Origin of the sequence: Sphaerimonospora mesophila, assembly GCF_001417795.1 — a bacterium.
Lineage (GTDB): Bacteria > Actinomycetota > Actinomycetes > Streptosporangiales > Streptosporangiaceae > Sphaerimonospora > Sphaerimonospora mesophila.
In genome coordinates this window covers 248312-271887 of the sequence record NZ_BCBX01000032.1, presented here as the reverse complement: position 1 = coordinate 271887, position 23576 = coordinate 248312, and the positions used below count along the sequence as shown (strand labels likewise).

Sequence of the window (23576 nt, the reverse complement as noted above, 5' to 3'; positions counted from 1 at the left end):
CTGTGTCATGCTTCGGTCATGGATCGCCTGAGCATCGACGGAGCCTGGTGCCACACCCCTCGCATCCATGGCGACTCGCGGGGCGCGTTCCTCGAGGCGTACCGCGCGGCCGACCTGCGTGCCGCGGCCGGCCGCGGACTGGAGGTCGCCCAGGTCAACTGCTCGGTCTCCAGGCGGGGCACCCTGCGCGGCGTCCACTTCGCCGACGTCCCTCCCGGACAGGCCAAGTACGTCACCTGCGTCGCGGGGTCGATCCTCGACGTCGTGGTGGACATCCGGGTCGGCTCGCCGACGTTCGGCCGATGGGAGGCGGTCACCCTGGACGACGAGTCCAGGCGGGGCCTGTTCATCGCCGAGGGGCTCGGCCACGCCTTCCTCGCGCTCAGCGAGCAGGCGACCATCGTCTACCTGTGCTCGCAGCCGTACGCGCCCACCCGGGAGCACGGCGTCCACCCGCTCGACCCGGACATCGGCATCGACTGGCCGTCGCCGGTCGAGGAGCTGACCCTGTCGGACAAGGACGCCGCCGCCCCGACGTTGAAGGAGGCGCTGGCCGCCGGTCTGCTGCCCGACAACCGGGACTGCCTCGACTGGTACGCCGCCGCTCACCGAGCCCCCGCTCGCTGAACCGCCGCTCACCGAACCCCCGCTCACCGAGCCCCCGCCCGCTCCGCCGTGAGCACGGGCCAGGCGGCGTGCAGCGCGTCCCGCCAGTGCCGCATGGGGGCCAGCCCGGCCCGCGCCCAGCCGCCGTGTGCGAGAACGCTGTCGGCCGGGCGGGCGGCGGGCCGGGGGAACTCCGCCGAGGCGACCGGCCGCACCCGGTCGGGATCGGCGCCGAGCAGGGTGAAGATCTCCCGGGCCAGGCCGCACCAGGTGGTGCTCCCGGAGTTCGTGCCGTGATAGATCCCCGCGGGCGCGCCCGATTCGACCAGCGCGACGATCCGCCGGGCCAGGTCGGCCGCCCAGGTGGGCTGCCCGCGCTGGTCGTCGACCACGTCGACCGTCTCCCGTTCAGCGGCCAGCCGGATGATCGTACGGACGAAGTTCCGCCCGGCTGCGCCGTACAACCAGGCGGCGCGCACCACGTAGCCGTCCGCCGGAAGGATCTCGGTGACCATGCGCTCCCCGGCGAGCTTCGTACGGCCGTAGGCGTTGACCGGTTCCGTCGGCTCGGCGTCCTCCGCGTACGGCTCCCGGCTCCGGCCGTCGAACACGTAATCGGTGGACGGCTGCACCAGCCGCGCCCCGGCCGCCTCGCACTCCCGCGCGAGCACGCCAACGGCGTCGCCGTTGACGGCGCGGGCCTCCTCCTCGCGGGTCTCCGCGTCGTCCACCGCGGTCCAGGCTGCGCAGTTGACCACCACGCCGGGCCGGATGTCGCGCACCGCGGCGCGGACCGCCGCCGAGTCGCGCAGGTCGAGCCGGGCCCGGTCGAGCGGCACGACGTCGCGTCCATGCTCCCGCAGCACGGCCACGAGGTCGGTGCCGAGCATGCCGCCGGCCCCGGTGACCAGCCATCTCGTCATCACGCACCCGCCCTGAGCGGTCGCCACCAGTCGGCGTTGCCCGCGTACCAGGCGATGGTGTCGGCGAGGCCGTCGTCGAACGCGACCGCCGGGCGGTGGCCGAGCCGTCGCAGCCTCGTGTCGTCGAGCGAGTAGCGGCGGTCGTGGCCCCGGCGGTCGGCCACGTGCTCGACCATGTCCCAGTCAGCGCCGAGCGCGTCGAGCAGCCGCCGGGTCAGCTCCAGATTGGTCAGCTCCGCCGTGCCGGCGATGTGGTAGACCTCGCCGGGCTTTCCCGCCTCGGCGACGAGCCGGATCGCCCGGCAGTGATCGTCGACGTGGATCCAGTCTCTGACGTTGCCGCCGTCCCCATATAACGGGACCTTCCGGCCCTCCAGCAGGTTGGTGACGAACAGCGGGATCACCTTCTCCGGATGCTGGTAGGGCCCGTAGTTGTTGCCGCAGCGGGTGATCGACACCGGCAGCCCGTACGTGACCGCGTAGGCGAGGGCGATCATGTCCCCGCCCGCCTTGGCGGCCGAGTACGGCGACCGCGGCCGGAGCGAGGCGGACTCGTCCCAGGACCCGATGTCGATCGACCCGTAGACCTCGTCGGTGGAGACGTGGACGACCCTGGGCACGCCCGCGTCGAGACAGGCCTGCATGAGCGTCTGGGTGCCGAGCACGTTGGTGCGTACGAACGAGTCGGGGCCCTCGATCGACCTGTCGACGTGGGACTCGGCGGCGAAGTTGACGACCAGGTCGTGACCGGCCACCACGTTCGCCATCAGCGCGGCGTCGCAGATGTCGCCGTGGACGAAGTCGTACGCCCCGGAGACCGGTTCGAGGTTGGCGAGATTGCCGGCGTACGTCAGCGCGTCCAGCACCGTGATCTTGTCATCGGTCTCGGCGACGGCCGTACGCACATAGTGGGAGCCGATGAAACCGGCGCCACCGGTGACGAGCACTCTCATGAGGAGATCTGGACCTTACTGTGATCGCCGAGCACCAGCCGGTGTGCTCGCGGGGTGTTGGGGGCGGGGGTGACCTCGACGTCGTGACCGATCAGCGAGGCCTCGATCCTGCGGACGCCGTCGATGGAGGCACGGGCGAGGACGATCGAATACTCGATCTCGCTGCCGGTTATCCGGCAGTCTCCGGCGATCGAGGTGAACGGGCCGATGTAGGAGTCGCTGATCAGGGTCCCCGCGCCGACGACGACGGGACCGACGATGCGGGAGCGCCGCACCGTCGCGCCGGGCTCGACCGCGACCCGGCCGATCAGCTCGGAGTCGTGCACGTCGCCGTCCGACCGCGTCTCCAGGGACTCGAGCACCAGCCGGTTGACCTCCAGCATGTCGGCGACGTTGCCGGTGTCCTTCCAGTAGCCGGAGATCAGCGTGGGCTCGACGGCCCGGCCCGAGTCGATGAGCCACTGGATGGCATCGGTGATCTCCAATTCGCCGCGCCACGACGGTTTCAGCTCGGCCACGGCCTCGTGGATCTCGGGGCCGAAGAGGTAGACGCCGGCCAGCGCCAGATCGCTCTTGGGCGTGCGGGGCTTCTCCTCCAGGCCGACGACCCGCCCCCGGCCGTCCAGCTCGGCGACCCCGAACTGGCTCGGATCGGAGACCCTGGTCAGCAGGATCTGCGCGCTCGGCCGCCGCGATCGGAAGCGTTCGACCAGCCCGTCGATCCCGCCGACGATGAAGTTGTCGCCGAGATACATCACGAAGTCGTCGTCGCCCAGATAGTCGCGGGCGATCAGTACGGCGTGCGCCAGCCCGAGCGGCGCCTCCTGACGGAGGTAGGTGACCCGGAGCCCGAACGCGGAACCGTCGCCGACGGCGGCCTCGATCTCGGCGTGGGTGTCCCCCACGACGATGCCGACCTCGCTGACGCCCGCGGACGCGATCGACTCCAGCCCGTAGAACAGGACCGGTTTGTTGGCCACCGGGACGAGCTGCTTGGCCCGGGTGTGGGTGATGGGCCGCAGACGGGTGCCGGAGCCGCCCGCGAGCACGAGCGCCTTCATCTGGGCTGTGTTCGGCTGCGCCGCCTTCATCTGGGCTGCCTTGATCCTGGCGGCCGTCATCTCAGTAGGCCCCTTCCCCGCGGGTGACCGCCGACCAGGTCTTCCACAGCAGCTGCAGGTCCAACATGAGCGACCAGTTCTCCACGTAGCGCAGGTCCAGCCGGACCGACTCCTCCCACGTCAGGTCCGATCTCCCGCTCACCTGCCACAGCCCGGTCATCCCCGGTTTGACCACCAGGCGGCGGCGCACGTCGGCGCCGTACCGCTCGACCTCGACGGGCAGCGGCGGACGCGGGCCGACCAGCGACATCTCGCCGCGCAGCACGTTGAGCAGCTGTGGCAGCTCGTCCAGGGAGTAGCGGCGTAGCAGGACGCCCACCCGGGTGATCCTTGGATCGTTCCTAATCTTGAACAGCACGCCGTCGGACTCGTTTCTGTCGAAGAGCGTCTGCTTGAGCCGCTCGGCGTCCGTGACCATGGTGCGGAACTTCAGCATGTGGAACTCCCGGCCGTGGCGGCCGACCCGTCGCTGGCGGAACAGGGCCGGGCCCGGACTGGTGGTCCGGATGGCGACGGCGATGGCGAGCATCGGCACGGCCACGACCACCAGCACGAACGCCGCCACGATCTTGTCGAACGCGCTCTTGACGACCTGGCGGATGCCGTCGATGTCGGGGTGCTCGACATGCAGCAGCGGCATGCCGGCCACCAGGCGGACCCCGATCCGCGGCCCGGCGACGTCCATGAGCGCCGAGGCCACGAACAGATCGGTGCCCCTCGGCTCGATCCCCCAGGCGAGTCGCCGCAGGGCCGCACCGTCCAGCTCCGGGCAGGCGAGCACGGCGACGGCGTCGGCCTCGACCTTGTCGACGACGGCGGGGACATCGCCGAAGTCCCCCAGCACGGGCACCCCGCCCACCTCACTCCGCCGCATCCGGACGTCGCCGGACGGCAGACACGCGGCGACCACGCGCATGCCGTGGTACGGCTGCCGCTGGAACTGCGCGACCAGATCGAGAACGGATGCGCGGTGTCCCACGGCCACCACCCGGCGCAGGCGCTCGCCTCGGGCCCGCAGCCGGTGCAGCCGCCTGCGCATCCGGTGACGGAACACCAGGGTGATCAGGGTCGCGAGCGGCATCATGGCCATCACGTAACTTCTCGCCACGGTGGCCTGGGTCGCGTAGGCCCCGATCGCGGTCGCGGCGATCAGGCCCATTCCTCCCTGCGTGACGACGCGGAACTCCTCCGTGCCCTCGTCCCGGGTCCTACGGCCATATGCGCCCACGAGCGCCATGACCCCCGGCCACATGATGGTGAGGGCCAGCCCGAGCAGGAAGTCCTCGATCGGGATGAACAGCCCGAGGCCGACCCGGGTCAGCACGACGGTCGCCAGCGCGACGAAGGCGCAGGCCAGGTCGCCGGTCACCAGCAGCCGGGTGTGACGTGCCGCCGGCGCGCGCTGAGACCGGCGCGCGCGAATGGTGTCGGGGACGACAGCAGGATCGGGCGATCCCAGTCGCATTTCCATTTACCACGCCCCTCGCCGCCGGACCTTCCGCGAGATTGACGCCTCTATTGCCCCTCAGGTTGACCCAAGTCTCGTTCACATTGGAGCCGGCGCTTCAAGCAGATACTAAGGAACAACCCATGAGTATGGAATGTGGCCAAGCGTCCAGAATCGGCCGTGGGGTGATCGTCCGAAACTCGTGAAAGAGGTCCGATTCAAGAATTCCCCGACGACGGCAATCCGCGTGGGCCAATGGATTAGGGCCGTGGCGAGAAGAACCACCACGGCTCCCGAACACCGTCCATCTCCGCCTCGGACTCCCCTGCGACAGACGTACGGCCAGATGGCGGGCATGGCCCTCCAAGGCCGGCGGGCGGGAGAGGCGAGCGGAGCTTCCCGGACCACGGTCGCCGCCGACGTCCCGGTCAAGCGGACCGCGCTTCCCAGCGAAGCGAGCCACAAAGGCGACATAAAACCATCATGTCGGCTTCGTCGCTTTTATTACATGACTGGCTTTCGGACAGGCGGATACCGGGAAGCGAGCACACCGAATCGCAGCGAAAGCGAGTCTCATTCACATCTTGACAGAAACCTTGACAGCACTCGAATTATCGCCTCTGAATCGGAAGTACGGGCCGATCGGGGACGGTCAGTCGTATTCGAGATCGGGAAGCGGGGCGGGAGGCTCTGGACTACGCCATACCACGACATATCCGTCATGGGCGCTCTCGACGGCAGTGCTCAGCCGATCAAGGTCAAAATCCGGCAGATACCGCAACCGGGCCAGGAAGCTCGCATCGGTCGCCGACCTGGGGACGACACAGCCTTCGCCCTCGCCGTCCAGGAGGACTATGAAAACGTCGCCGTCGGCGGGCACGTGCCCGCCGACCCTGACCTCGACAACGTCTTCCCACGCGAGGGCCTCGACACTGCCGTCCGCGTAGTGGCGGGTCACACCTTCTTCGGTGACGTACACATAGGAATCCGGCACTGCGTTGCCGTGCATGGGCGCGATTGTGACGACTTGAAGCCGCCCCGCGCAAGCGAACCGACACAAGGTCGTGTCCCAAGGAGGCCCGAGATGCCATCGGTCCGGCCAGGACCGGCCACGGAGCGGCCGTACGGCCGCCGTACGGCGGTCGCCCGCCGGCACGCGGCGGTCAGGTCCGAATAAATGGACGTTAAGCCATAGACCACAGCAAACCGGGACGTTGCGCGAACCGTCCCCCAAATGTTAAGAAGCTTCCCTGGTAGTGCGACTCCCGGATTGCTAGTGTTTCGCCACTATTAACCGAGGGGTCACGGACGGACAGGGTTTATGGCTGGCCGGAAACGTTCCATTCGCTTCAAGATCACGGCAATCCTGCTCGTGCCGGCCATTGCTCTGGTGATGATGTGGGGGATCGGCGCCTCCTTCACGATCCGGCAGGGCGTCGAGCTGCTCCGGATCCAGACCGTTTTCACCAACGTCGTACAGCCCATGGGCGGCGTGCTGCTGCAGCTGCAGCGCGAGCGCCTGCTGACCGCCGCCTGCCTCAACTCTCCGGTCGCGCTCAAGAGCGAGCTCGACCGGGAACGCAAGGTGACAGACGAGGCGGTGGCGGAGCTCGCCCGCTCATCGGCGAGCGTCAAGGACGACACGCCTCCCGCGATGTGGAACCGGGTCCAGGACCTCATCAACCGGACGCGCAAGCTCGACGGGCTGCGCGACCGGGTCGACCGGCACACGATTCACAGCCTCGACGCCATCGAGGAGTACAGCGCGGTGGCCGAGGTCGGGTTCTCGGCCTACGACTACCTGATGATCTCCGCGGACATCGACATGATCGAGCAGACCAAGGCCGTCGTCCTGGTCGTACGCAGCCATGAGATGGTGAGCCAGCAGTCGGCGCTGCTCACCGGCGTCCAGGTGGCCAGCCGCATGACGCAGGACGACCGCGACGCCTTCGCCGCGATGGTCAGCAAACGGCGGATGCTCTACAACCTCGGCACCGGCCAGCTCGACGCCGAGCTGCTCCAGCCTTTCACGGAGCTGAACACCTCCTCCCTCTACACCTCGTTCGTGTCCATGGAGGATCAGATCCTGAGCCGGGTCAAGCCCGGCAAGCCGCTGCCGTCGAGTGCGCTCACCTGGCCGACGATCACCGAGGGGGTGTCCAAGAAGTTCGAGGATCTCACCCTCTCGGTCGGCATGACCCTCTCCGCCCGGGCGGCACCGCGTGCTCAGGGCATCCTCCTCAGCATCGCCCTCATCGGCATCGTGGGACTCATCGTGATCCTCGGCACCGCGTTCGCCTCCTTCCGGTTCGCCAGGAGGATCACCGGCGAGCTCACGGGGCTCCAGCGAGCCGCCGTCGAGCTCGCCGACCTGCGGCTTCCGCGCATCATCAACCGCCTCAGGCGCGGCGAGGACGTCGACGTGGCGGCCGAGACCCCGCCCATGCTCAAGACCGCCGAGACCATGGAGGTCGAGAACGTCGGCCAGGCGTTCACCTCGGTGCAGCTCACCGCGATCGAATCCGCGGTTCAGGAGGCCGCGCTGCGCCAGGGCGTCAACAAGGTGTTTCTCAACCTGGCACGCCGTAGCCAGTCGCTGCTGCAGCGCCAGCTCGGCATGCTCGACAGCCTGGAGCGGGAGGTCACCGACCACGAAGTCCTGGAGAAGCTGTTCGGGATCGACCACCTGACCACCCGCATGCGGCGGCACGCCGAGGGCCTGATCATCCTTTCGGGCGCGGCCCCCGGACGCGGCTGGCGTGACCCGGTCAACCTCTTCGACGTGGCCCGCGCCGCCGTGGAGGAGGTCGAGGACTACCTGCGGGTCGACGTCATCGTGCCGCACGGCCCCGCCCTGGTCGGCAGCGCGGTCACCGACGTCATCCACCTCCTGGCCGAGCTGATCGAGAACGCGGCGATCTTCTCGCCGCCGCACACGCGGGTCCAGGTACGCGGCGAGATGGTCGCCCGGGGCTTCGCGCTGGAGATCGAGGACCGCGGCCTCGGCATCGCGCCCGAGGAGATGGCCCGGATCAACGAGCTGCTCGCCAACGCGCCCGAGTTCGACCTCGCCGACAGCGACCGGCTCGGCCTGTTCGTCGTCGCGCGCCTTGCCCAGCGCCACAACGTGCGCGTCTCGCTGCGGCCCTCACCGTACGGCGGGACGAGCGCGGTCGTGCTCCTTCCGCAGGAGCTGGTCGTGACGGCCGAGGTCCCGGATCTGTCGGTCGAGGCGATCGCCGTATCGCATCCCGCCCCCGCGCTCGCGCTCACCCCGCCGGCCGTGGACGCGACCGTCGATCGGGCAGAGCGGGGCGAAGGCGGTGAACCGGGCAACAGGACCGGCAACAGGACCGGCGACAGGTCAAGCGACAGGACCGGCGACAGGTCCGGCGACCGGGACGAGTTGCCAAGGCGGGTGCGGCAGGCCAACCTTGCACCACAACTGCGTGAAGAGCGGGCGGACTTGTTCTCCTCATTCCAGGCGGGCTGGCAGCGCGCTCAGGAGGAGTCGTGACGGAACAGGAATTCGGTCCGCTGCTGCGGCCATACACCCTCACCCGGGGCCGGACCCGCCCGACGGGGCCCGACTTCGACATGATGATGATCATTCGGACCACCCCCTCGGCCTATGGCCGTACCGCCGGGCTGGCCCCCGAGCATCTACGGATCCTCAACCTGTGCCGGTCACCGTCCTCTGTCGCCGACATCGCCGGGGAGCTGAACCTGTCGCTGAACGTCGTCCGGATCCTCCTCAGCGACCTGCGCGACCAGGGTCTGATCACGGCCCGCCCGCAGGCGACCGTCGCGCAACTGCCGCAGGAGCACATCCTCCGCGAGGTGATCCAGGGCCTGCAGGCGCTGTGACGGCAGCCTCAACCGGCCGCGCCGCCGTGACGTACCGGGTGAGATCAGGACGGACACTCTTCGAGCAGCCGTCCGACCTGCGCGCGAGCCGGCGCGATGAGCTCGTCCGCGTATCGGTCCAGCATGGCGGTGCACGCCGTCACGTCGGCGGCCTCGGCCGGGGGCAGATCGAGGAACACGTCCTCGCCGTCCAGCACGATCTCACCCCGCACCGCGAATCCCCCATCGGTCCCGACCGCGACCGACAACTCGAAGACGATCTCGTGTCCCGGGAGCGTGAGCTCCAGGCCAAGCCGTACGGCCCGGCCCGCCAGGTCCGAGATCGGCGACCAGCGGACGTGGGGGAAGTTGGCATCGGAGAGCGACCGTCCGGTCTCGCTGAACCGCGCCGCCGTACGCATCAGCGCCCTCAGGAGATCGGCGGCACCCCTGCTGTTGGCGTCCACTCCGGCAGGTTAGATCATCCGAAGTTCGCGATCACCCGAAATTTGGTTGTTCAGCCTGATTTCTCCCCACCGAAGTCGGCGGCGCTCAGTTGAACGCGTAGCACTCCACCTCCGCGCGGCGTTGGGTCATCCCGTCCTGTACGGACTTGCGGACGCAGGCCTGCTCGCGCTCGCTCAGCTTCAGCTCCCCGCAGACGGTGACGCCGGAATAGGTTCGGCAGTCGAGTGTGGGATCGGGTCTGCCCACGCAGTATCGGTCCGCGACGTCCGCCCGGCACTGCTCGCGCGCCTCCTTCGTATCCGCGTAGCGGCACTGGTCGCGGAGGGTCTTGTACTGTGCCTCGCTCACCTGTCGCCGCGCCTTCGCCGGCCGCTGCGATTCCGTACCGACCTGCGCGCCCGGCCTCGGCTCCGGCGGCCCCCCGGCCCGCGATCCGGCTTGCGAATGAACGTGGCCCGTGGCGGCGGCGGTCGTGCCCAGCATGGCCAGCGTGGCGAACACGGCGACTGCGAAGATCTTCTTCATGGCATTCCCCCTCCTGGGAACGTACCCGCCGAAACGGAATACCGACCTCCGTACGGCCTCCGGCGGATCCGCCAGAACAACACGTGTGGCAAATCCTGATCACGCGTCCCGGCAGGACGTCAGCGGATGGTCAAAGGATCGTCAGCGCGGCGGACGACGCTTCGCCGCATGAAGCACATCAAGGTCCTCATCTCCGGCGCGAGCATCGCCGGCCCCGCGCTGGCCCTGTGGCTGCGGCGCTGCGGCCACGACGTCACGATCGTTGAGAAGGCGCCCGTGCTCAGGCCCGGCGGCCAGGCGGTCGACTTCAAAGGCGCGGCCCACCTCACCGTGCTCGAGCGCATGGGAATCCTCGAGGAGGTACGGCGCCGCCAGACCGGCGGGACCGACGTGGACATCGTCGACGCGAACGGCCGGCGAGTGGCGGTCATACCCGGCGAGTTCACCGGCGGCGACGTCGAGATCCGCCGCGGCGACCTGTCCGCACTGCTGTACGAAAGGACCGCGGCCGACTGCGAGTACGTCTTCGGCGACTCCATCACCTCGCTCACCGAGACGCCTGACGGCGTGCACGTCACCTTCGAGCGGGGCGCGCCGCGCGTCTTCGACCTCGTGGTGGGCGCGGACGGCATCCACTCCAACGTGCGGCGGCTGGCCTTCGGGCCCGAGTCCCGATATGTGCGCTATCTCGGCTACCACTACGCCCTCGCCGAACTCGACCTCGACCTTGGTTTCGGCGGCGGCGGTGTCATGTACAACGAGCCGGGCAGGGCGGTCTCGATCGGCGGACCCGCCGCATCGGCGTTCTTCGTCTTCGCCTCCGAACAGATCGACTACGACCGGTACGACATCGAGCAGCAGAAGCGCATCCTGGTCGACGCCTATCGGGACGCCCACTGGAAGCTCCCGGAGATCATCGCGCGGGTGCCGTACGCGCGCGACCTCTATCTCGACTCGATCAGCCGGGTCGAGATCGACCACTACGCGAAAGGCCGGGTGGTGCTGCTCGGCGATGCCGCCTGCGGCAACACGCTCGCCGGTTTCGGCACCGGCCTCGCCGTCGTGGGCGCGTACGTGCTGGCCGGGGAGTTGATGGCGGCCGGTGGCGACCACCGGGCGGCGTTCCGTAAGTACGAGGAGGCTTTCCGCGGCTACGCCGTCAAGGTGACCAAGAACGGCAACGCCGGCGCCTTCCTCGCCCCGATCACCCGGAGAAGGATCAGGATGCGGAACCGGATGTTCCAGCACAGGTTCCTGCTCCGGATGATGCTGAAGCTGACGGACAGGTTCGCCACGGACATCGAACTCGAGGACTATCCGTACCCGGTCCCGAGGTGAGGGCGGAGAGTTCCGTTCAGCCGACGGACGGAACACTCGTCGACCTCGTCCGTCGACCTCGTCCGTCGTCGCCCCACATGCCGGTACGGCGAGCCGTGCCCGGCGAAGACCGGTGACATCCTCGCGAAACACACGCCGACGGTGTGAATCAGGCGATCCGCGGCGCTCTGCGGCGATCCACGGCGATCCACGGCGATGCGCTGTCGAGCATTGCGGACATTCAGGGTAATTTGCATTTACTTCTCGTAATTCTATTGAATTAGTCGACGGAAAAGCTTGCCATTACCGGTGTCGTCGTGAGACTATTCAAATGGATTTTCGAATGCTCTGGGCTCGCCGGGAGGAGGGTTCTGTGGAGCAGTCCGTGGAGCAAGGGGGGCTCGTGGATCTCGTGACGCCGGGACAATTCAGGCGGATGAGGGCGCTGGGCCTGGCAGAGCTGAGGCCGATCGACCCGTCAGATCCGATCATGCTCCTGGAGCTGTCCATCTCTAATGCGACGTCTCCCCATGGTCATTCCTCTGTTGTGTCCCCTGTTCCCTCCCTGCTGAGCGAGGAGGAGTGGGCCTGGATACAGGAGGAGGCATCGGCCGAGACAGGGGCACAGGCAGAGGCAGGGGTGCAGTCTCGTGTGAAGGGCCGTGCGGAGGCCCGTGTGAAGGACCGCACGGAGGGCCGTGCGGAGGGCCGTACGGGGATTCGCTCCGCCGGTGGTCCACGTGCTCGCCGGCCCCGACCCCGGCCACACCGGCTGCACCGGCCCACCGGCTACGCCGACTGCCCCGCCGACCGTGCCGGCCGTGCCGGTCCGGCCTCCTTGCGCGGCGATCCCCGAACCGTCGACCCTGCGGCCGCCTGTACGTACGGTTTCCCGTACGGCTCGGCTACGGCGTGCAGAGAGACCGGGAGTGTGCATCGGCCGCCGAACCGTGCGAGCCCGGCGAGCCGGCTGAGCCAAGTGAGCCAGGTGATCCAGATAAGCCAGGTGAGCCAGGTGAGCCAGGTGAACCGGGCGGGCCGGGCACCCCCGGGAGGTCGAGCACGCTCGGCGAATCCGACGGGTTCCGTCCAACCGGGCAGGACCGCCGGGCCGCCTGTCCCCGCGTGTCAGATGTGACTCCCTGGCAGCGCGGGAGAGCCGCTCTTTCCGCTGAGGGGCGACCCCCACACGTCAGCGAAAACGGTGGAGGGCTCCCCCGGCCCGTGCGGAGTCTCGTTGTCTACGTCGCTACCTCGCTGGAAGGAGGGAAGGGGACTCTACGAGTGCGGCGCAGTTCGAGTACGAGCGAACGCAGCCACGGTTGGGCGAACGAGGGCTCCTCAACCATCTGCCGGGCGATCCTGGTCCGTACGGCGGACGTGCCACCCCGCTCGACGAGGGCGACGGCCTCCGCCAGCGCGTCAAGGGTCTTGTCGTCGTGCCGGGGCATGGTGACCGCCTCGTCGGCCCAGCGGGTGCGTCGGAACGACGGCGTGAGCTTGTGCTGGTGATCGCCAAGATAGCTCCAGGCGTACGGGTGGATCGAGACGTTTGTGATGTTCCTTCGGGGCAGGTCGGCCGTCCACGCCGCGTCCTGCCACCAGCGCCAGGTCTTCGGACTGGTCTTCCGGCGTGCGGTGATGCCGAGGAAGCGCAGCTTGAGCCGGATGACGTCCCAGGACTCGCGCTCTTCGTCGATCCACTCGCGGAGGAAGCCGTAAAGGTGGGTGAAGGTGTATCCGGCGTAGACGAGGTCGGCCAACACGAGCGGCCTCCTGCGGCGGGCCAGCCGCCGAGGGCTGAGGCCCATGGCCTCCAGGTTAGCTCGCATCTGCCGGACCTCATGAGCGAGCAGTGGCTGTTCGAGTCGGTAGGAGAACGGCAGCAGGCGCACCCGATCGGGTCGCGAGGTGGCCGACAACGCGCCCGACAACAGATCGAAGACGCTGTCGGCCGAGCGCCCGACGAAATGCACGTCGCCGTCGCCACTGCGGGCCAGCACCTTAGCGCCGCATTCGATCAGCATGTCCAGGTACGGCAGCGTGGGCTCGGCGCGCCCCTCCAGCAGAGTGCCGAGTTGGTCACGGCGGACCAGATCCCATCGGAACGGCAGGTTCGGTGTCGCCATCCCCAACATGATGGCGGTTCGCGGACCGTCGATGCCTCTCCTTTTGCGGGTTCTCAACAGTTGGCGGCACCGACGACACCGACGACGCCGACCGGTGATAGACGATCACGGCTTGGCGTCAGCACGCGGAGTGAAGGAGGGATCCATGTCGGCGGAGCGGGTCAACGCGGCCCGTGGCGGTGACGCCGAAGCATTCGCGCTCTTGGTCGAGCCGCTGCGCGGAGAGTTACACGCCCACTGTTATCGCATGCTGGGCTCGGTGCACGACGCTGAGGACGCACTGCAGGAGACGTTGGTGCGGGCCTGGCAGGGGTTGGGGCGGTTCGAAGACCGTGGCGGGTCGCTGCGCGCGTGGCTGTACATGATCGCCACCAACCGGTGCCTGACCATGCTGGAGCGGCGGCGCCGCCGGGAGCTGCCGACCGACCTGAGCCCGGGTTCGACGCCGGTGGCAGAGGCCGCCTGGGTCGAGCCGTACCCGGAGACCCGGCTGGGCTGGGTGCGGGATCTGGATCCCGAGACTCGGATCCTGGCGAGAGAGGGCGTGGAGCTGGCCTTCGTCGCGGCATTGCAACACCTGCCCGTCCGGCAGCGAGCCGTACTGCTGCTGCGGCAGGCGCTCGGGTTCACCGCGCAGGAGACGGCCGCGTTCCTGGACACCTCCGTCGCCGCGGTCAACAGCGCACTGCAGCGGGCGCGCGCGCTGCTCGACGGACTGCTGCCCGAAACCACGCAGCAGGCCACGCTGCATGCACTGGGTGACCGGGCCGTACGCGATCTCGCCCGACGCTACGCCGACGCGTGGGAGAGCGGGGATGTGGCGGCGATAGTGGCGATGCTCACCGAGGAGGTCCGATACTCCATGCCGCCGCTGACCGTCTGGTACCAGGGGCGGGCCGCGGTCCGCGCGTTCCTCCTCGACGGACCGCTGCGACAGCGGCGGTGGCGTTTCGTGCCGGCGACGGTGAACGGGCAGCCGGCGTTCGGCACCTACCTGTGGGACGACGAGCAGGGGGTTCACCGCCCGGCGGGCCTCGACGTTCTGCGCCTGTGCGGACCGCGGATCGCCGAGGTGGTGTCGTTCCTCACGGCGGACCTGCCCGCCTTCGGCCTGCCGTCGCAGGTTTCCTGAACGATGCGGTCAGCGCGATGAGTCGGCGTTCTGCGGCGGGTTATAGATGCGACCGCCAACGATCAGGAGGCATCCGATGTTCCCCGACCACACTCTCGCCGACCACGAGGAGACCACCCCGGCCGCCGGTGGCCGGACCCCGGCCGCGGCCGACGACGAAACCGCGATCAGGGAGCTGATCGAGCGCTGGGTGCGCGCCGTCGACGCCGGTGACCTGTCCGAGACCGTCGCCGACCACGCCGATGACGTCGTGATGTTCGACGTGCCGCCACCGGCCGAGGGCGTACGCGGCCTCGACGCCTATCGAGCCGCCTGGCCCGAGTTTCTGCAGTGGCAGGCGCAGGGCGCCCGCTTCGAGCTCACTTCGTTGGAGGTGACCGCCGGGGAGGACGTCGCCTTCGCCCATGCCCTGTTGCGCTGCGGCACGTCCGAGGAGTTGGCGCGCGACCCGCGAAACCGCCTCCGGCTCACCTTCGGGCTGCGCCGTCAGGACGGACGGTGGGTCATCGCCCACGAGCACCACTCCTTCCCCACCGTCGAGGGGGACTCCGACTCGGGGTCGGCGGAGGTGCGGGCACTGCACGGGCGCTGGTTCCTCGACACCGCTGCCGGAGACCTCGACGCCCTCATGGCACCCATCGCCGATGACGTCGTCTCCTACGAACACGAACAACCGCTGCAGTACGTCGGTGCCGACTCGGTACGACAGGTGTGCCGGCGTGGCCTGGAAGCCTCAAGCGAGAGGGTGACCTGGGACGTACCGGACCTGAAGATCGTCGCCCGGGGAGATCTCGCCGTCGGATGGGGCCTCAACCGAGTCCGCATCGAGCGGTCGGACGGCAGCGCCGTCGAGCACTGGTCCCGCGGCACCCGCGTGTTTCAGCGGATCGATGGCTCGTGGCAGATGATCCACCAGCACGTCTCCTACCCGTACGACCCGGAGAGCGGCATCGCCCGCACGGACCTGCGGCCATGACATCAGGGACCGTGCACGGGCAGTGGCGTCGACATCCGGCTCGGCCAGCTGAACTTCAGCGTGCTCACCGCCTGTGTCCTCACGCTGGTGCGGCTGGGCCGTACGGCCGGAAACTGCCCGTACGGACTGGTCCGGCCCGGCTCACCACGCGTTAGTGTCGGTGCCGTGATGAACCCTGGAGTCGCGGATGGTTGACGAGATCACCGTCCCTCCGGTCCTCGCCGGAGCCCGCTTCGAACGCGGTCAGCTCGTCGAGCGACCCGAGGGGGTCACGGCGTGAGCATCGCAGTCCAGGCCATCGGCACCGAGCGACTGGACCTGCTGCCGCTCCACCTCGACCACGCCGAGGAGATGGCCGTGGTGCTCTCCGATCCCGCTCTTCATACCTTCATCGGCGGCTCCCCGGACACCCCGCAAGCCCTGCGCTCGCGCTACCGGCGCATGACCGCGGGCTCTCCCGATCCGGCCGTCTCCTGGCTGAACTGGGTGATCCGGCTCCGTGATGAAGCCTGTCTGACGGGCACGGTCCAGGCGACGGTCGGCCCCTCCGGCCACGGCCTCATTGCCGAGATCGCCTGGGTGGTGGGGACGCCATGGCAGGGAAGAGGCATCGCCACCGAAGCGGCCCGAGGACTCGTCGACTGGCTCAGCGACCAACCGGTGCAGGCCGTCATCGCCCACATTCACCCCGGCCATCAGGCATCCATCGCCGTCGCCGTCGCCGCCGGACTCGCACCCACCAACGAGTGGCACGACGGCGAGATGCGATGGCGCCGGACCATCGGACGATAACTCCACCGACCACAGGTATTGCCTGATCGCTCCCCGGCTCTCTCCGGTCGTCCAGCACGCACCCCGCCTCGTCTACGGTCGCCCGCAAATCTCACAATGCGGTCCCTAGAACGCCGGTCGGGTAACCGATATCCGGGGGTGGGGAGCGGAGCGGGAGGGGGCGAGGACCGCACGCGAAACCCGCGGCCGGCGGGTTTCGCAGCGGACCGGAGCTTCCTCCCGGCGCATCCCGGGCCCCGCGGAAATTCCGAGCCTGCGAGGAATTTTCGTGGGTGGAGGGACCGAAGCCGCCGAACACCGGTGACATTACGTGACCGATGCTCCGGGGAGCCGGATTTCCCTCGCGGCAGGTACCAGGTGGACATCTACCGGCTCAGTTCTGGCCACGGGCGCGATAAACGACCCGATATTAAGGTCGCGGTCGATTGCTGCACCGATTCGTCCACGCCGCATCACGTCGCAGCCGGTTAGCGATCAGATCACGAAGCGGCCAATCGACCTCACACTGACTAGCCTCACCGATATGCCCTTTGCCTCGATTCCCAGCCCTTCCGAAGGGGTCTGGCATCTCGGATTCATCCCGATCCGGGCCTACGCATTGTGCTTCATCCTCGCGATCGTCTTCGGCATCTGGCTTAGTGAGCACCGCTGGCGCGCCCGCGGCGGCGAGAAGGGCACGATCAGCGACATCGCGGTCCCCGCAGTGATCTTCGGGCTGATCGGCGCTCGCCTCTACCACGTCATCACCGACTGGCAGACCTACTTCGGCCCGCGCGCGATCAAGGAGCCCTACCGGGCGCTGTTCATCTGGGAAGGTGGGCTCAGCATCTGGGGCGCGGTCGCCCTGGGAGGCGTGGGCGTGTGGCTGGCCTGCCGCCGCCGGGGGCTGCCTTTGGGCGCCGTGGCCGATGCGATCGCGCCCAGCATCGCGTTCGGGCAGGCGATCGCCCGCTGGGGCAACTGGTTCAACCAGGAGCTGTACGGCAGTCCGACCACGTTGCCGTGGGGCCTGGAGATCGACCAGGCGCACGGCGGCGAGCCGGGGGTGCTCTATCACCCGACGTTCCTGTACGAGTCGCTGTGGGACGCGGCGCTCGGTCTCGGACTGATCCTGGCCGGCAGGCGGTTCACGCTGCACCACGGCCGGCTGTTCGCCCTCTACGTGGCCGGCTACACGTTCGGGCGGTTCTGGATCGAGGGGCTGCGGATCGATCCGGTGGGCGGGGTGGACCACGCGGTGACGCTCCTGGGGCTGCGGATCAACCAGTGGACCTCGATCGCGCTGCTCATCGGCGCGCTGATCTATTTCTGGGTGACTCGTAACAAGGACACCGAACAGATCATGGTTCCGGCCTCACGACACAAGGCCTCGCACGAGGAGAACGGCGAGCAGGCCTCCATCGAGAGCACCTGACGCGACCGAGATCTCACCGAAGACCGCCTTGTTCACTCGGCGGTGCGCGATTCCCACCGGATGAAAAGCAGCGTTCTCACACGAGACATGCCGACGTTGTGAAGCCGTGCTCAGACCCACTGGGCAGGAGACGCCGGTGGCTGACGAGCTGCCTTTCGCTCAGAGCCGCCAGGCAGAAGGACGCACAGGTTCACGGGCGGCGGTCACCGGTCACGCAGATAGCGCCAGCCCAGCGCCCCGTACCAGATCATGATCGGCAGGTGGAGGGCGTACCCGAGCTGTTCCAGCGCCACCGTCGGCCCGTCGGTCCCGGTCGTCCACGGAAGCGCGACCGCGGCCAAACCTGAGGTCGCGGCTACCGCACCGGCGATGCGGAGCCCGGTCGGCATCGGGACGCCGACCGCTGCGGCGGCGGTGGCGGCGGCCCACAGCAGCCCGGCCAGGTTTACCGCCCACTTGGCGGTGAGCAGTACCGCCCAGGCCACGGTGGCGACCGCCGGGGCAGCGGGGTCAGCGGCCAACTGAGTCAGCGCCAGGTTCCCAGCGTCATGAAGCAGGCCTGCCAGCCCGGCGGCGGCCAGCAGTCCGCCGGCCAGCGTCACCAGGTGCGATCCGGGTGCCTGGCCAGAGCGAGCGGACATCACGAGCCCGGCCGCGGTCAGCGCCAGCCAGCCCAGCACGTCGAGGGCCAGCTCGGTCAGATGTAGCCCGAACTGCTCACCCACCGCGGCCAGCACAGCATCGGGGTCGGTCGAATTCAGGGTCAACCCCGATGGCACCACTATGGCCGCACCGGCGATCATAGCCACCAACGAGGTCACCAGCAGGACACCGATAAGCCGGGTCCGAGGGTTCGAATCGGTCATGGACGGTGACGGTAGGACCTTGCCGCAGGGACAAAGTCAACACGCCGGGGAGAGGAGCCAGGGTGTGGCGGATCGGACAACTGGCGCGTATGGTCGGCGTATCCGAACGGACCCTACGCCATTACGACAAGATCGGACTGCTGCCTCCCGCAGCGGTGGACCGGTCCACCGGCTATCGTCGGTACGGCGTGGCCGAGCTGTCACGATTGGAACGCATCCGCGGCTTGCAGCGACTCGGCCTGCCGTTACGCCAGATCGCCGATCTGCTGGACGCTCCTGAGGCACAGCTGCGACAGGCCCTGGCCGAGATCGTGACGAGTATCAAGCATGACATCGCCGCCCTTGCCACCGCCGCGGCTCGCGCCGAGGACCGCCTTGCCACGCCGATGTCAATCCTGCCCCAGGAAACCACATTGGGCTCTCGCCGCCTACGCGTACGCCGTCTGCACCTCGATCATCCATCCGAGCTCGCCGCCCTGTGCCCGGCGCCGCCGGCGATCCTGCTGACCTGGCTGCGCGGGCAGCCGACCGGCGGGTTCACGGCGGCGGTGACCACCGATCGCGACGGCGAGCGACTCACCCTGCCCGCTCGCGCCGTCGTGCGAGCCGTCGTTCCGCCTTCCACAGACGTGGTCCGCGCCGGGCAGGACCTGTTCGGCTGGTTGCACCGCCAACACTTGGCCATCACCGGCCCTACCGTGGAAGAACACCTCGTCGACGCCGACGGCGCCCACGCCGTCGTCCTTGAAGTATCCGTACACCCCCAACGACACACCCCCTCGGTCTGACCGCTCCGCACACGCCTCCCGCTCGCCGAACGGGGCCCGATGAACACCGCTCCGAGCACGATTCCGAACAATGGCACGATGCTGTGAACGACGGCCGCGAGAACACGCCGGACCGTCCGGCCCGCAGGCCGTACAGCGCCTGCCGCACACCGCGGGCCGGGACACCGAAGCCGTCCGCGACGACGCGGGTCAGCCGGAGAAAAAGCTCGCGCAGTTCGCGAGCGGATTCCCGGCGGGAACGGGAGATCCGTCTCACGCCCCCGGGAAACCGGGAACTGAACAATCGCTCCAGCGGGGCGGCCGTTATGGCCCCGCACAGTCGGAGCCCCTCAAGAGGTAGATCATGACCCACGTCTCTCCCGTTCCATCCGATCCTTCCCCGCTGCACGGCCTGGCCCGGCCCCTGCTGGTGTTCACCGGCCTCGTGCTTCTGGTCGCGACGCCGTTCGAGATCCTGAGCGTGTTCGACAGCCGGCCGTTCGCCGAGGCCGCCACCGGAACCATCCACGCCGTCGCGGCCTGGCTGCTCATGCTCGGCTTCGCAGGGCTACTTCTCACCGTCCCCGCGCTCATCACCCACACAGGACCCACCGGGCGGCGCCTCGGCCGTACCCCTGTTCTCCTCGCGATGGCCGGGGCAGCCGGGGGGATCGTGTCCCAGTGGTACATCGGCGCCGTCATCCCCTGGTTGGCCGCCTCGGGAAGTCCCTCACTGGCCGGCGAAATGGGCGGAGTCGAGCTGTACGGGACGATGGCACTGCTGGTGGTGGGCCTCCTCGCGCTGGGAATCAGCGGCCTGCGTTCGCGGGTCCTCCCCCGGCCCGCCGCGATCATGCTGATCGTCGCGGCGCTCGCCACCATCTTCCCGTTCGTTCTCGTACCGCTCGCCGGCACCGCCCTGCTGTGGAGCGGAGCCACCGGACCACGCCGCCCGGCGCAGCCGGCCTCCGAGGCGAACATGTCCATGGCCGCCTGAGTACACCCGCCGGCCGGTCGCGGTTAACCTGTCGCGGCCGGCCGTTGCCGGTGACGCAGTCATCCGGAGGTCCAGATGATCCGCAGGCGCGCGGCGCTCGCCGCGCTCGTGGCGCAGTCCTGTCTGCTCGTGTGGCTGTTCCTGTCCCTGTGGCTCCTCCCCGGCGACGATGCTCTGCACGACCGTGCTGTCGTCGGCCTCTACGCCGTCGCCCTCGGACTGCTCGGCGGCACCGGGATCACACTCGCCCGTCGGCGGCACCATCCACTCGCCCCGGTGCTGATCGCGACAGGGATCGGCGGCATCGCCTTCTATGCCGTGTCCGCCTCGGTGGTGCACGGGCGCCACCACCTTCTGGGACCGGCCGGCCCGGTCCTCTTCTGGCTGCCGACCTGGCTGTGGCTCACCATCCCGGTCGGTGTCGTCGCGCTGCTGCTGCGCTTTCCGACCGGCACTCCGCTCGGACCGTGGTGGCGGCGCGGCGAGCGGGTCCTCACCGCGCTCGCCGCCTGCCTCGCACTGCTCGTCGCGTTCCTGCCCGGCGGAGACGGCACCGTCGACGGCACGCCCAACCCCTTCGGGGTATCGGCCCTGCAGCCGCTCTTCCCGCTGCTCACCCCGTTGTTCGCCCTGATCCCGGCCGCCTTCCTGCTCGGTGCCGTCGCCCTCGCCGTCCGCTACACCCGCAGTGGCCAGGTCGAGCGCCAGCAGATCCGCTGGGTGGCCGCCGCCGCGCTGGTCATCGCCCCGGTCACGGCCGCCACCGCGCTGCTCGACGTGTTCTGGATCGCGGAGGCACTCGCGCTCTGCCTGCTGCCGGGCGCCATCGCGGTTGCCGTACTGCGGTACCGGTTATGGGATCTCGGACTGGTACTCCGGCGGACCCTGCTCTACACGTTGCTCACCGCCATCCTGCTCACCGCCTACATCGGACTCGTGCTGTGTCTCGACGCGGCCCTGCCCACCCCTGATCTGCTACCAGAAGTCCTGGTCACCGGCGTGATCGCGGTCGTCGCGCTCCCACTGCGGGAAATCCTGCAGGGCGCTCTCGACCGGATGCTCTTCGGCAACCGCCGTGATCCGCACCAGGTCGTGCGCACGCTCGGCAGGCTGCTCGAGTCGACCCGGGAACCGCTGCTCACGAGGGTGGTGGACGAACTCGCCATGTCGCTTCGCCTGCCGTACGTCGCCGTCGAACTGCCCGACGGCTCCCTCGCGGCGACGGCCGGAGCGCCGACGGCCGAAGCGGACAGTGCCCGGATTCCGCTGCACGTGTCAGGCGAGACCGTCGGCGATCTGGTGGCCGCCCGGCGACATCCGGACGAGCCGCTGTCCCCGGCGGACCGCCGCCTGCTCACGGATCTCGCCGGACACCTGGGCGTCGTGGTCCGCGCCGCCGGGCTCGACGCGGCCCTGCGGCGCAGTCACGAACGCCTCACCCACATCCGGGTCGAGGAGCGCGGCCGGCTCCAACGCGACCTGCATGACGGGCTCGGCCCCCTGCTCGGCGCCGTCGGAATGCGGATCGCCGCAGCACGCAACCTGCTGGCGCACCCCGCAGGCGGGCAGGTCGAGCGTGCCGACGAGGTGCTCACCGCGGCCGCCGCCGATCTGGACGAGGCGCTCAGCGAAGTACAGCGCATCGTCACGGATCTGCGGCCCACGGCGCTGGTCGAGCGAGGGCTGGTCGCGGCGCTCCGCGATCAGGTCGACGGCTGGGCCGGTCGGCTCACCGTGACCATGGACGCGCCAGAAAGGTTGCCGACGATGGATCCCGTCACCGAGACCGCCGCCTACCGGATCGTCATGGAGGCACTGCGCAACGCCGAACGGCACAGCGGTGGCAGCACGGCACAGGTACGGATCTCCGCATCCGGCGGCGAACTGACCGTGGAGGTCGGCGACAACGGCGCGGGCCCGTCCTCCGAACCAGTGCGATCCGGTGCGGTGGGGCTGCGCTCGATGCGCGAACGGGCCGAGGCCCTCGGCGGAGTCCTCCAGGTCGAGCCGGGTGCCGACGGTGGCATGCTGGTGCGGTGCGTACTGCCGGGGCCGCGGGGATGACCGTACGGGTGCTGCTCGCCGACGACCATCCCGTCTTCCTCGAAGGGCTGCGCATCATGCTCGAGACGGTCGAGGGCATCGAGGTCGTGGGCGTCGCCTCCGACGGTGCCGAACTTCTGGAGCAGGCGGCGCTGGTCGAGGCCGACGTGGTCGTCGTCGACCTGGACATGCCGGTGCTGGACGGCGCGGCCGCAGCGGCGGAACTGATCGAACGGCAGCCCGGTGTGGCGGTGGTGGCGCTGACCATGCACGCGGAGGAGGACGCGGTGTTGCGTGCGCTGCGGGCCGGCGTGCGCGGCTATCTGCTGAAGTCTTCGGGACCGATGGCGATCGCCCGGGCGCTCGCCGTCGTCGCGGAGGGTGGTGTCGTGCTGAGCGACACGGTCGGCGCGATGGTGGCGAGGGCCGCGCTGAGGACGACCACCGTCGGTCCGTTCGCCCAGCTCTCCACGCGCGAAACCGAGATACTCGACCACGTCGCCCGCGGCCGTGCCAACGCCGAGATCGCCCGCGAACTGTTCCTGTCGGTGAAGACCGTGCAGAACCACGTCAGCGCGATTTTGGGCAAGCTCGGCGTGGCCTCCCGGGCCGAGGCCATCGCACGCGCCCGCGACGCCGGTCTCGGCACCGGACAGGCTTCAGGCGGTGCCCTGTAGACCCACGTTCTTGCGACAGGGTGCACATGGACGCCGCCGAAAAGGCGAACCCGCCAGACATCCGTCGCTCTGGCCTGAAGTGCCGGGAGGGCACGGCTCATTTCCGCCTACGTCGATGCCGCTCCCAGCACGTGGTCCGGGCTGCGGGCTATCGGCGCTTTCCCAGCGCGAGCAGCCCCAGGAGAAGCGCATCGACGGCGAGAACGGGCAGGACCATCTCGTCGTACCACACGATCTTGATCAGGCTGAACACCATCTGCGCGATCACGAACACGAAGGCGGCGGTGCGCAGTCCGGGGTTCGCTCCGACGCGGACGGCGACCCACAGGTAGCCAATGCCGACCATGTACGACCACGCAGCGAGCGCCCAGTCGATCAGAGTCGTGACGCCCCCGTCCTCCGGCGCGGCGAAGAAGGTGAAATAGGACGTGGCGGCGAGCACGAACAGCCCGAGTAGCAGGAGCAGGACTCGTCCGGCCCACCAGGCGATCACTGAGGCCTGACCGGGGCGAGGCGGGGCGGTGGTGTCGTGAGACATGGGAAAGCTCCTCAGGGACCGTGAACGACGCCGCAGACG

General features: G+C 69.1%; 22 protein-coding genes. 12 read left to right on the top strand and 10 right to left on the bottom strand.

All coding sequences use genetic code 11. The features are described from left to right. Positions 1-18 precede the first annotated feature (18 nt). Positions 19-627 (top strand): dTDP-4-dehydrorhamnose 3,5-epimerase, encoded by a 609-nt coding sequence (gene rfbC, locus AP234_RS08920; RefSeq protein ID WP_055479096.1) that lies wholly within the window; start codon positions 19-21, stop codon positions 625-627. Positions 628-650: 23 nt separating this feature from the next. On the opposite strand, the gene rfbD is transcribed toward rfbC, so the two are convergent. From rfbD to AP234_RS08895, 5 genes are all read right to left on the bottom strand, one after another. Then, the gene (rfbD, locus tag AP234_RS08915; protein ID WP_055479330.1) at positions 651-1529 is read right to left on the bottom strand and encodes a dTDP-4-dehydrorhamnose reductase; all 879 of its coding nucleotides are present in this window, start codon (positions 1527-1529) and stop codon (positions 651-653) included. Continuing rightward, a complete protein-coding gene (rfbB, locus tag AP234_RS08910) occupies positions 1529-2482 on the bottom strand; it encodes a dTDP-glucose 4,6-dehydratase (protein ID WP_055479095.1) in 954 nt (317 codons plus the stop codon). The genes rfbD and rfbB overlap by 1 nt, the downstream gene beginning before the upstream one ends. Further along, positions 2479-3543, bottom strand: a complete 1065-nt coding sequence (locus AP234_RS08905; protein WP_055479329.1) for a glucose-1-phosphate thymidylyltransferase — start codon at positions 3541-3543, stop codon at positions 2479-2481. The genes rfbB and AP234_RS08905 overlap by 4 nt, the downstream gene beginning before the upstream one ends. 61 nt (positions 3544-3604) lie before the next feature. Then, positions 3605-5068 (bottom strand): sugar transferase, encoded by a 1464-nt coding sequence (locus AP234_RS08900; RefSeq protein ID WP_055479094.1) that lies wholly within the window; start codon positions 5066-5068, stop codon positions 3605-3607. Positions 5069-5702: 634 nt separating this feature from the next. After that, the gene (locus tag AP234_RS08895) at positions 5703-6059 is read right to left on the bottom strand and encodes a hypothetical protein (RefSeq protein ID WP_055479093.1); all 357 of its coding nucleotides are present in this window, start codon (positions 6057-6059) and stop codon (positions 5703-5705) included. A gap of 363 nt (positions 6060-6422) precedes the next feature. Here AP234_RS08895 and AP234_RS08890 point away from each other — a divergent pair, with 363 nt between their 5' ends. Next, positions 6423-8567 carry a nitrate- and nitrite sensing domain-containing protein gene (locus tag AP234_RS08890; protein ID WP_160330395.1) on the top strand — a complete coding sequence of 715 codons (2145 nt, stop codon included), beginning with the start codon at positions 6423-6425 and terminating at the stop codon, positions 8565-8567. Further along, positions 8564-8917, top strand: coding sequence for a DUF742 domain-containing protein (locus AP234_RS08885; RefSeq protein WP_055479091.1), 354 nt, complete (start codon positions 8564-8566; stop codon positions 8915-8917). The genes AP234_RS08890 and AP234_RS08885 overlap by 4 nt, the downstream gene beginning before the upstream one ends. A gap of 44 nt (positions 8918-8961) precedes the next feature. On the opposite strand, the gene AP234_RS08880 is transcribed toward AP234_RS08885, so the two are convergent. Continuing rightward, entirely contained in the window at positions 8962-9363 is a 402-nt protein-coding gene (locus AP234_RS08880) for a hypothetical protein (protein ID WP_055479090.1), read from the bottom strand. A gap of 85 nt (positions 9364-9448) precedes the next feature. Further along, the gene (locus AP234_RS38460; RefSeq protein ID WP_235558043.1) at positions 9449-9889 is read right to left on the bottom strand and encodes a hypothetical protein; all 441 of its coding nucleotides are present in this window, start codon (positions 9887-9889) and stop codon (positions 9449-9451) included. Between the two features lie 168 nt (positions 9890-10057). Here AP234_RS38460 and AP234_RS08870 point away from each other — a divergent pair, with 168 nt between their 5' ends. Continuing rightward, positions 10058-11227 carry an FAD-dependent monooxygenase gene (locus AP234_RS08870; RefSeq protein WP_055479089.1) on the top strand — a complete coding sequence of 390 codons (1170 nt, stop codon included), beginning with the start codon at positions 10058-10060 and terminating at the stop codon, positions 11225-11227. A gap of 1220 nt (positions 11228-12447) precedes the next feature. Here the strand turns inward: AP234_RS08870 and AP234_RS37855 are convergent. After that, positions 12448-13335 (bottom strand): hypothetical protein, encoded by an 888-nt coding sequence (locus AP234_RS37855; protein ID WP_200926297.1) that lies wholly within the window; start codon positions 13333-13335, stop codon positions 12448-12450. A gap of 145 nt (positions 13336-13480) precedes the next feature. On the opposite strand from AP234_RS37855, the gene AP234_RS08860 reads away from it, so the two are divergent. The 4 genes from AP234_RS08860 to lgt all read left to right on the top strand — a co-directional run bounded on the left by AP234_RS08860 (position 13481) and on the right by lgt (position 17649). After that, positions 13481-14467: a sigma-70 family RNA polymerase sigma factor gene (locus AP234_RS08860; RefSeq protein ID WP_055479088.1), complete on the top strand. Its 987-nt coding sequence runs from the start codon at positions 13481-13483 to the stop codon at positions 14465-14467. Between the two features lie 76 nt (positions 14468-14543). After that, positions 14544-15443: a YybH family protein gene (locus AP234_RS08855; protein ID WP_083501920.1), complete on the top strand. Its 900-nt coding sequence runs from the start codon at positions 14544-14546 to the stop codon at positions 15441-15443. A gap of 276 nt (positions 15444-15719) precedes the next feature. After that, positions 15720-16235, top strand: coding sequence for a GNAT family N-acetyltransferase (locus AP234_RS08850; protein WP_055479087.1), 516 nt, complete (start codon positions 15720-15722; stop codon positions 16233-16235). Positions 16236-16758: 523 nt separating this feature from the next. Further along, entirely contained in the window at positions 16759-17649 is an 891-nt protein-coding gene (gene lgt / locus AP234_RS08845) for a prolipoprotein diacylglyceryl transferase (RefSeq protein WP_055479086.1), read from the top strand. 203 nt (positions 17650-17852) lie between these two features. On the opposite strand, the gene AP234_RS08840 is transcribed toward lgt, so the two are convergent. Then, on the bottom strand, positions 17853-18515 hold the full coding sequence (locus AP234_RS08840) for a hypothetical protein (RefSeq protein WP_055479085.1): 663 nt from the start codon (positions 18513-18515) through the stop codon (positions 17853-17855). A 62-nt stretch (positions 18516-18577) separates the two neighbouring features. Here AP234_RS08840 and AP234_RS08835 point away from each other — a divergent pair, with 62 nt between their 5' ends. The 4 genes from AP234_RS08835 to AP234_RS08820 all read left to right on the top strand — a co-directional run bounded on the left by AP234_RS08835 (position 18578) and on the right by AP234_RS08820 (position 22999). After that, positions 18578-19303 carry a MerR family transcriptional regulator gene (locus AP234_RS08835; RefSeq protein WP_152990312.1) on the top strand — a complete coding sequence of 242 codons (726 nt, stop codon included), beginning with the start codon at positions 18578-18580 and terminating at the stop codon, positions 19301-19303. Positions 19304-19646: 343 nt separating this feature from the next. After that, a complete protein-coding gene (locus AP234_RS08830) occupies positions 19647-20279 on the top strand; it encodes a hypothetical protein (RefSeq protein ID WP_055479083.1) in 633 nt (210 codons plus the stop codon). Between the two features lie 75 nt (positions 20280-20354). Beyond that, positions 20355-22343 carry a histidine kinase gene (locus AP234_RS08825; protein WP_055479082.1) on the top strand — a complete coding sequence of 663 codons (1989 nt, stop codon included), beginning with the start codon at positions 20355-20357 and terminating at the stop codon, positions 22341-22343. Next, on the top strand, positions 22316-22999 hold the full coding sequence (locus AP234_RS08820; RefSeq protein WP_235558042.1) for a response regulator: 684 nt from the start codon (positions 22316-22318) through the stop codon (positions 22997-22999). The genes AP234_RS08825 and AP234_RS08820 overlap by 28 nt, the downstream gene beginning before the upstream one ends. A 148-nt stretch (positions 23000-23147) precedes the next feature. On the opposite strand, the gene AP234_RS08815 is transcribed toward AP234_RS08820, so the two are convergent. Next, positions 23148-23537, bottom strand: a complete 390-nt coding sequence (locus AP234_RS08815) for a hypothetical protein (protein ID WP_055479080.1) — start codon at positions 23535-23537, stop codon at positions 23148-23150. Positions 23538-23576 lie beyond the last annotated feature (39 nt).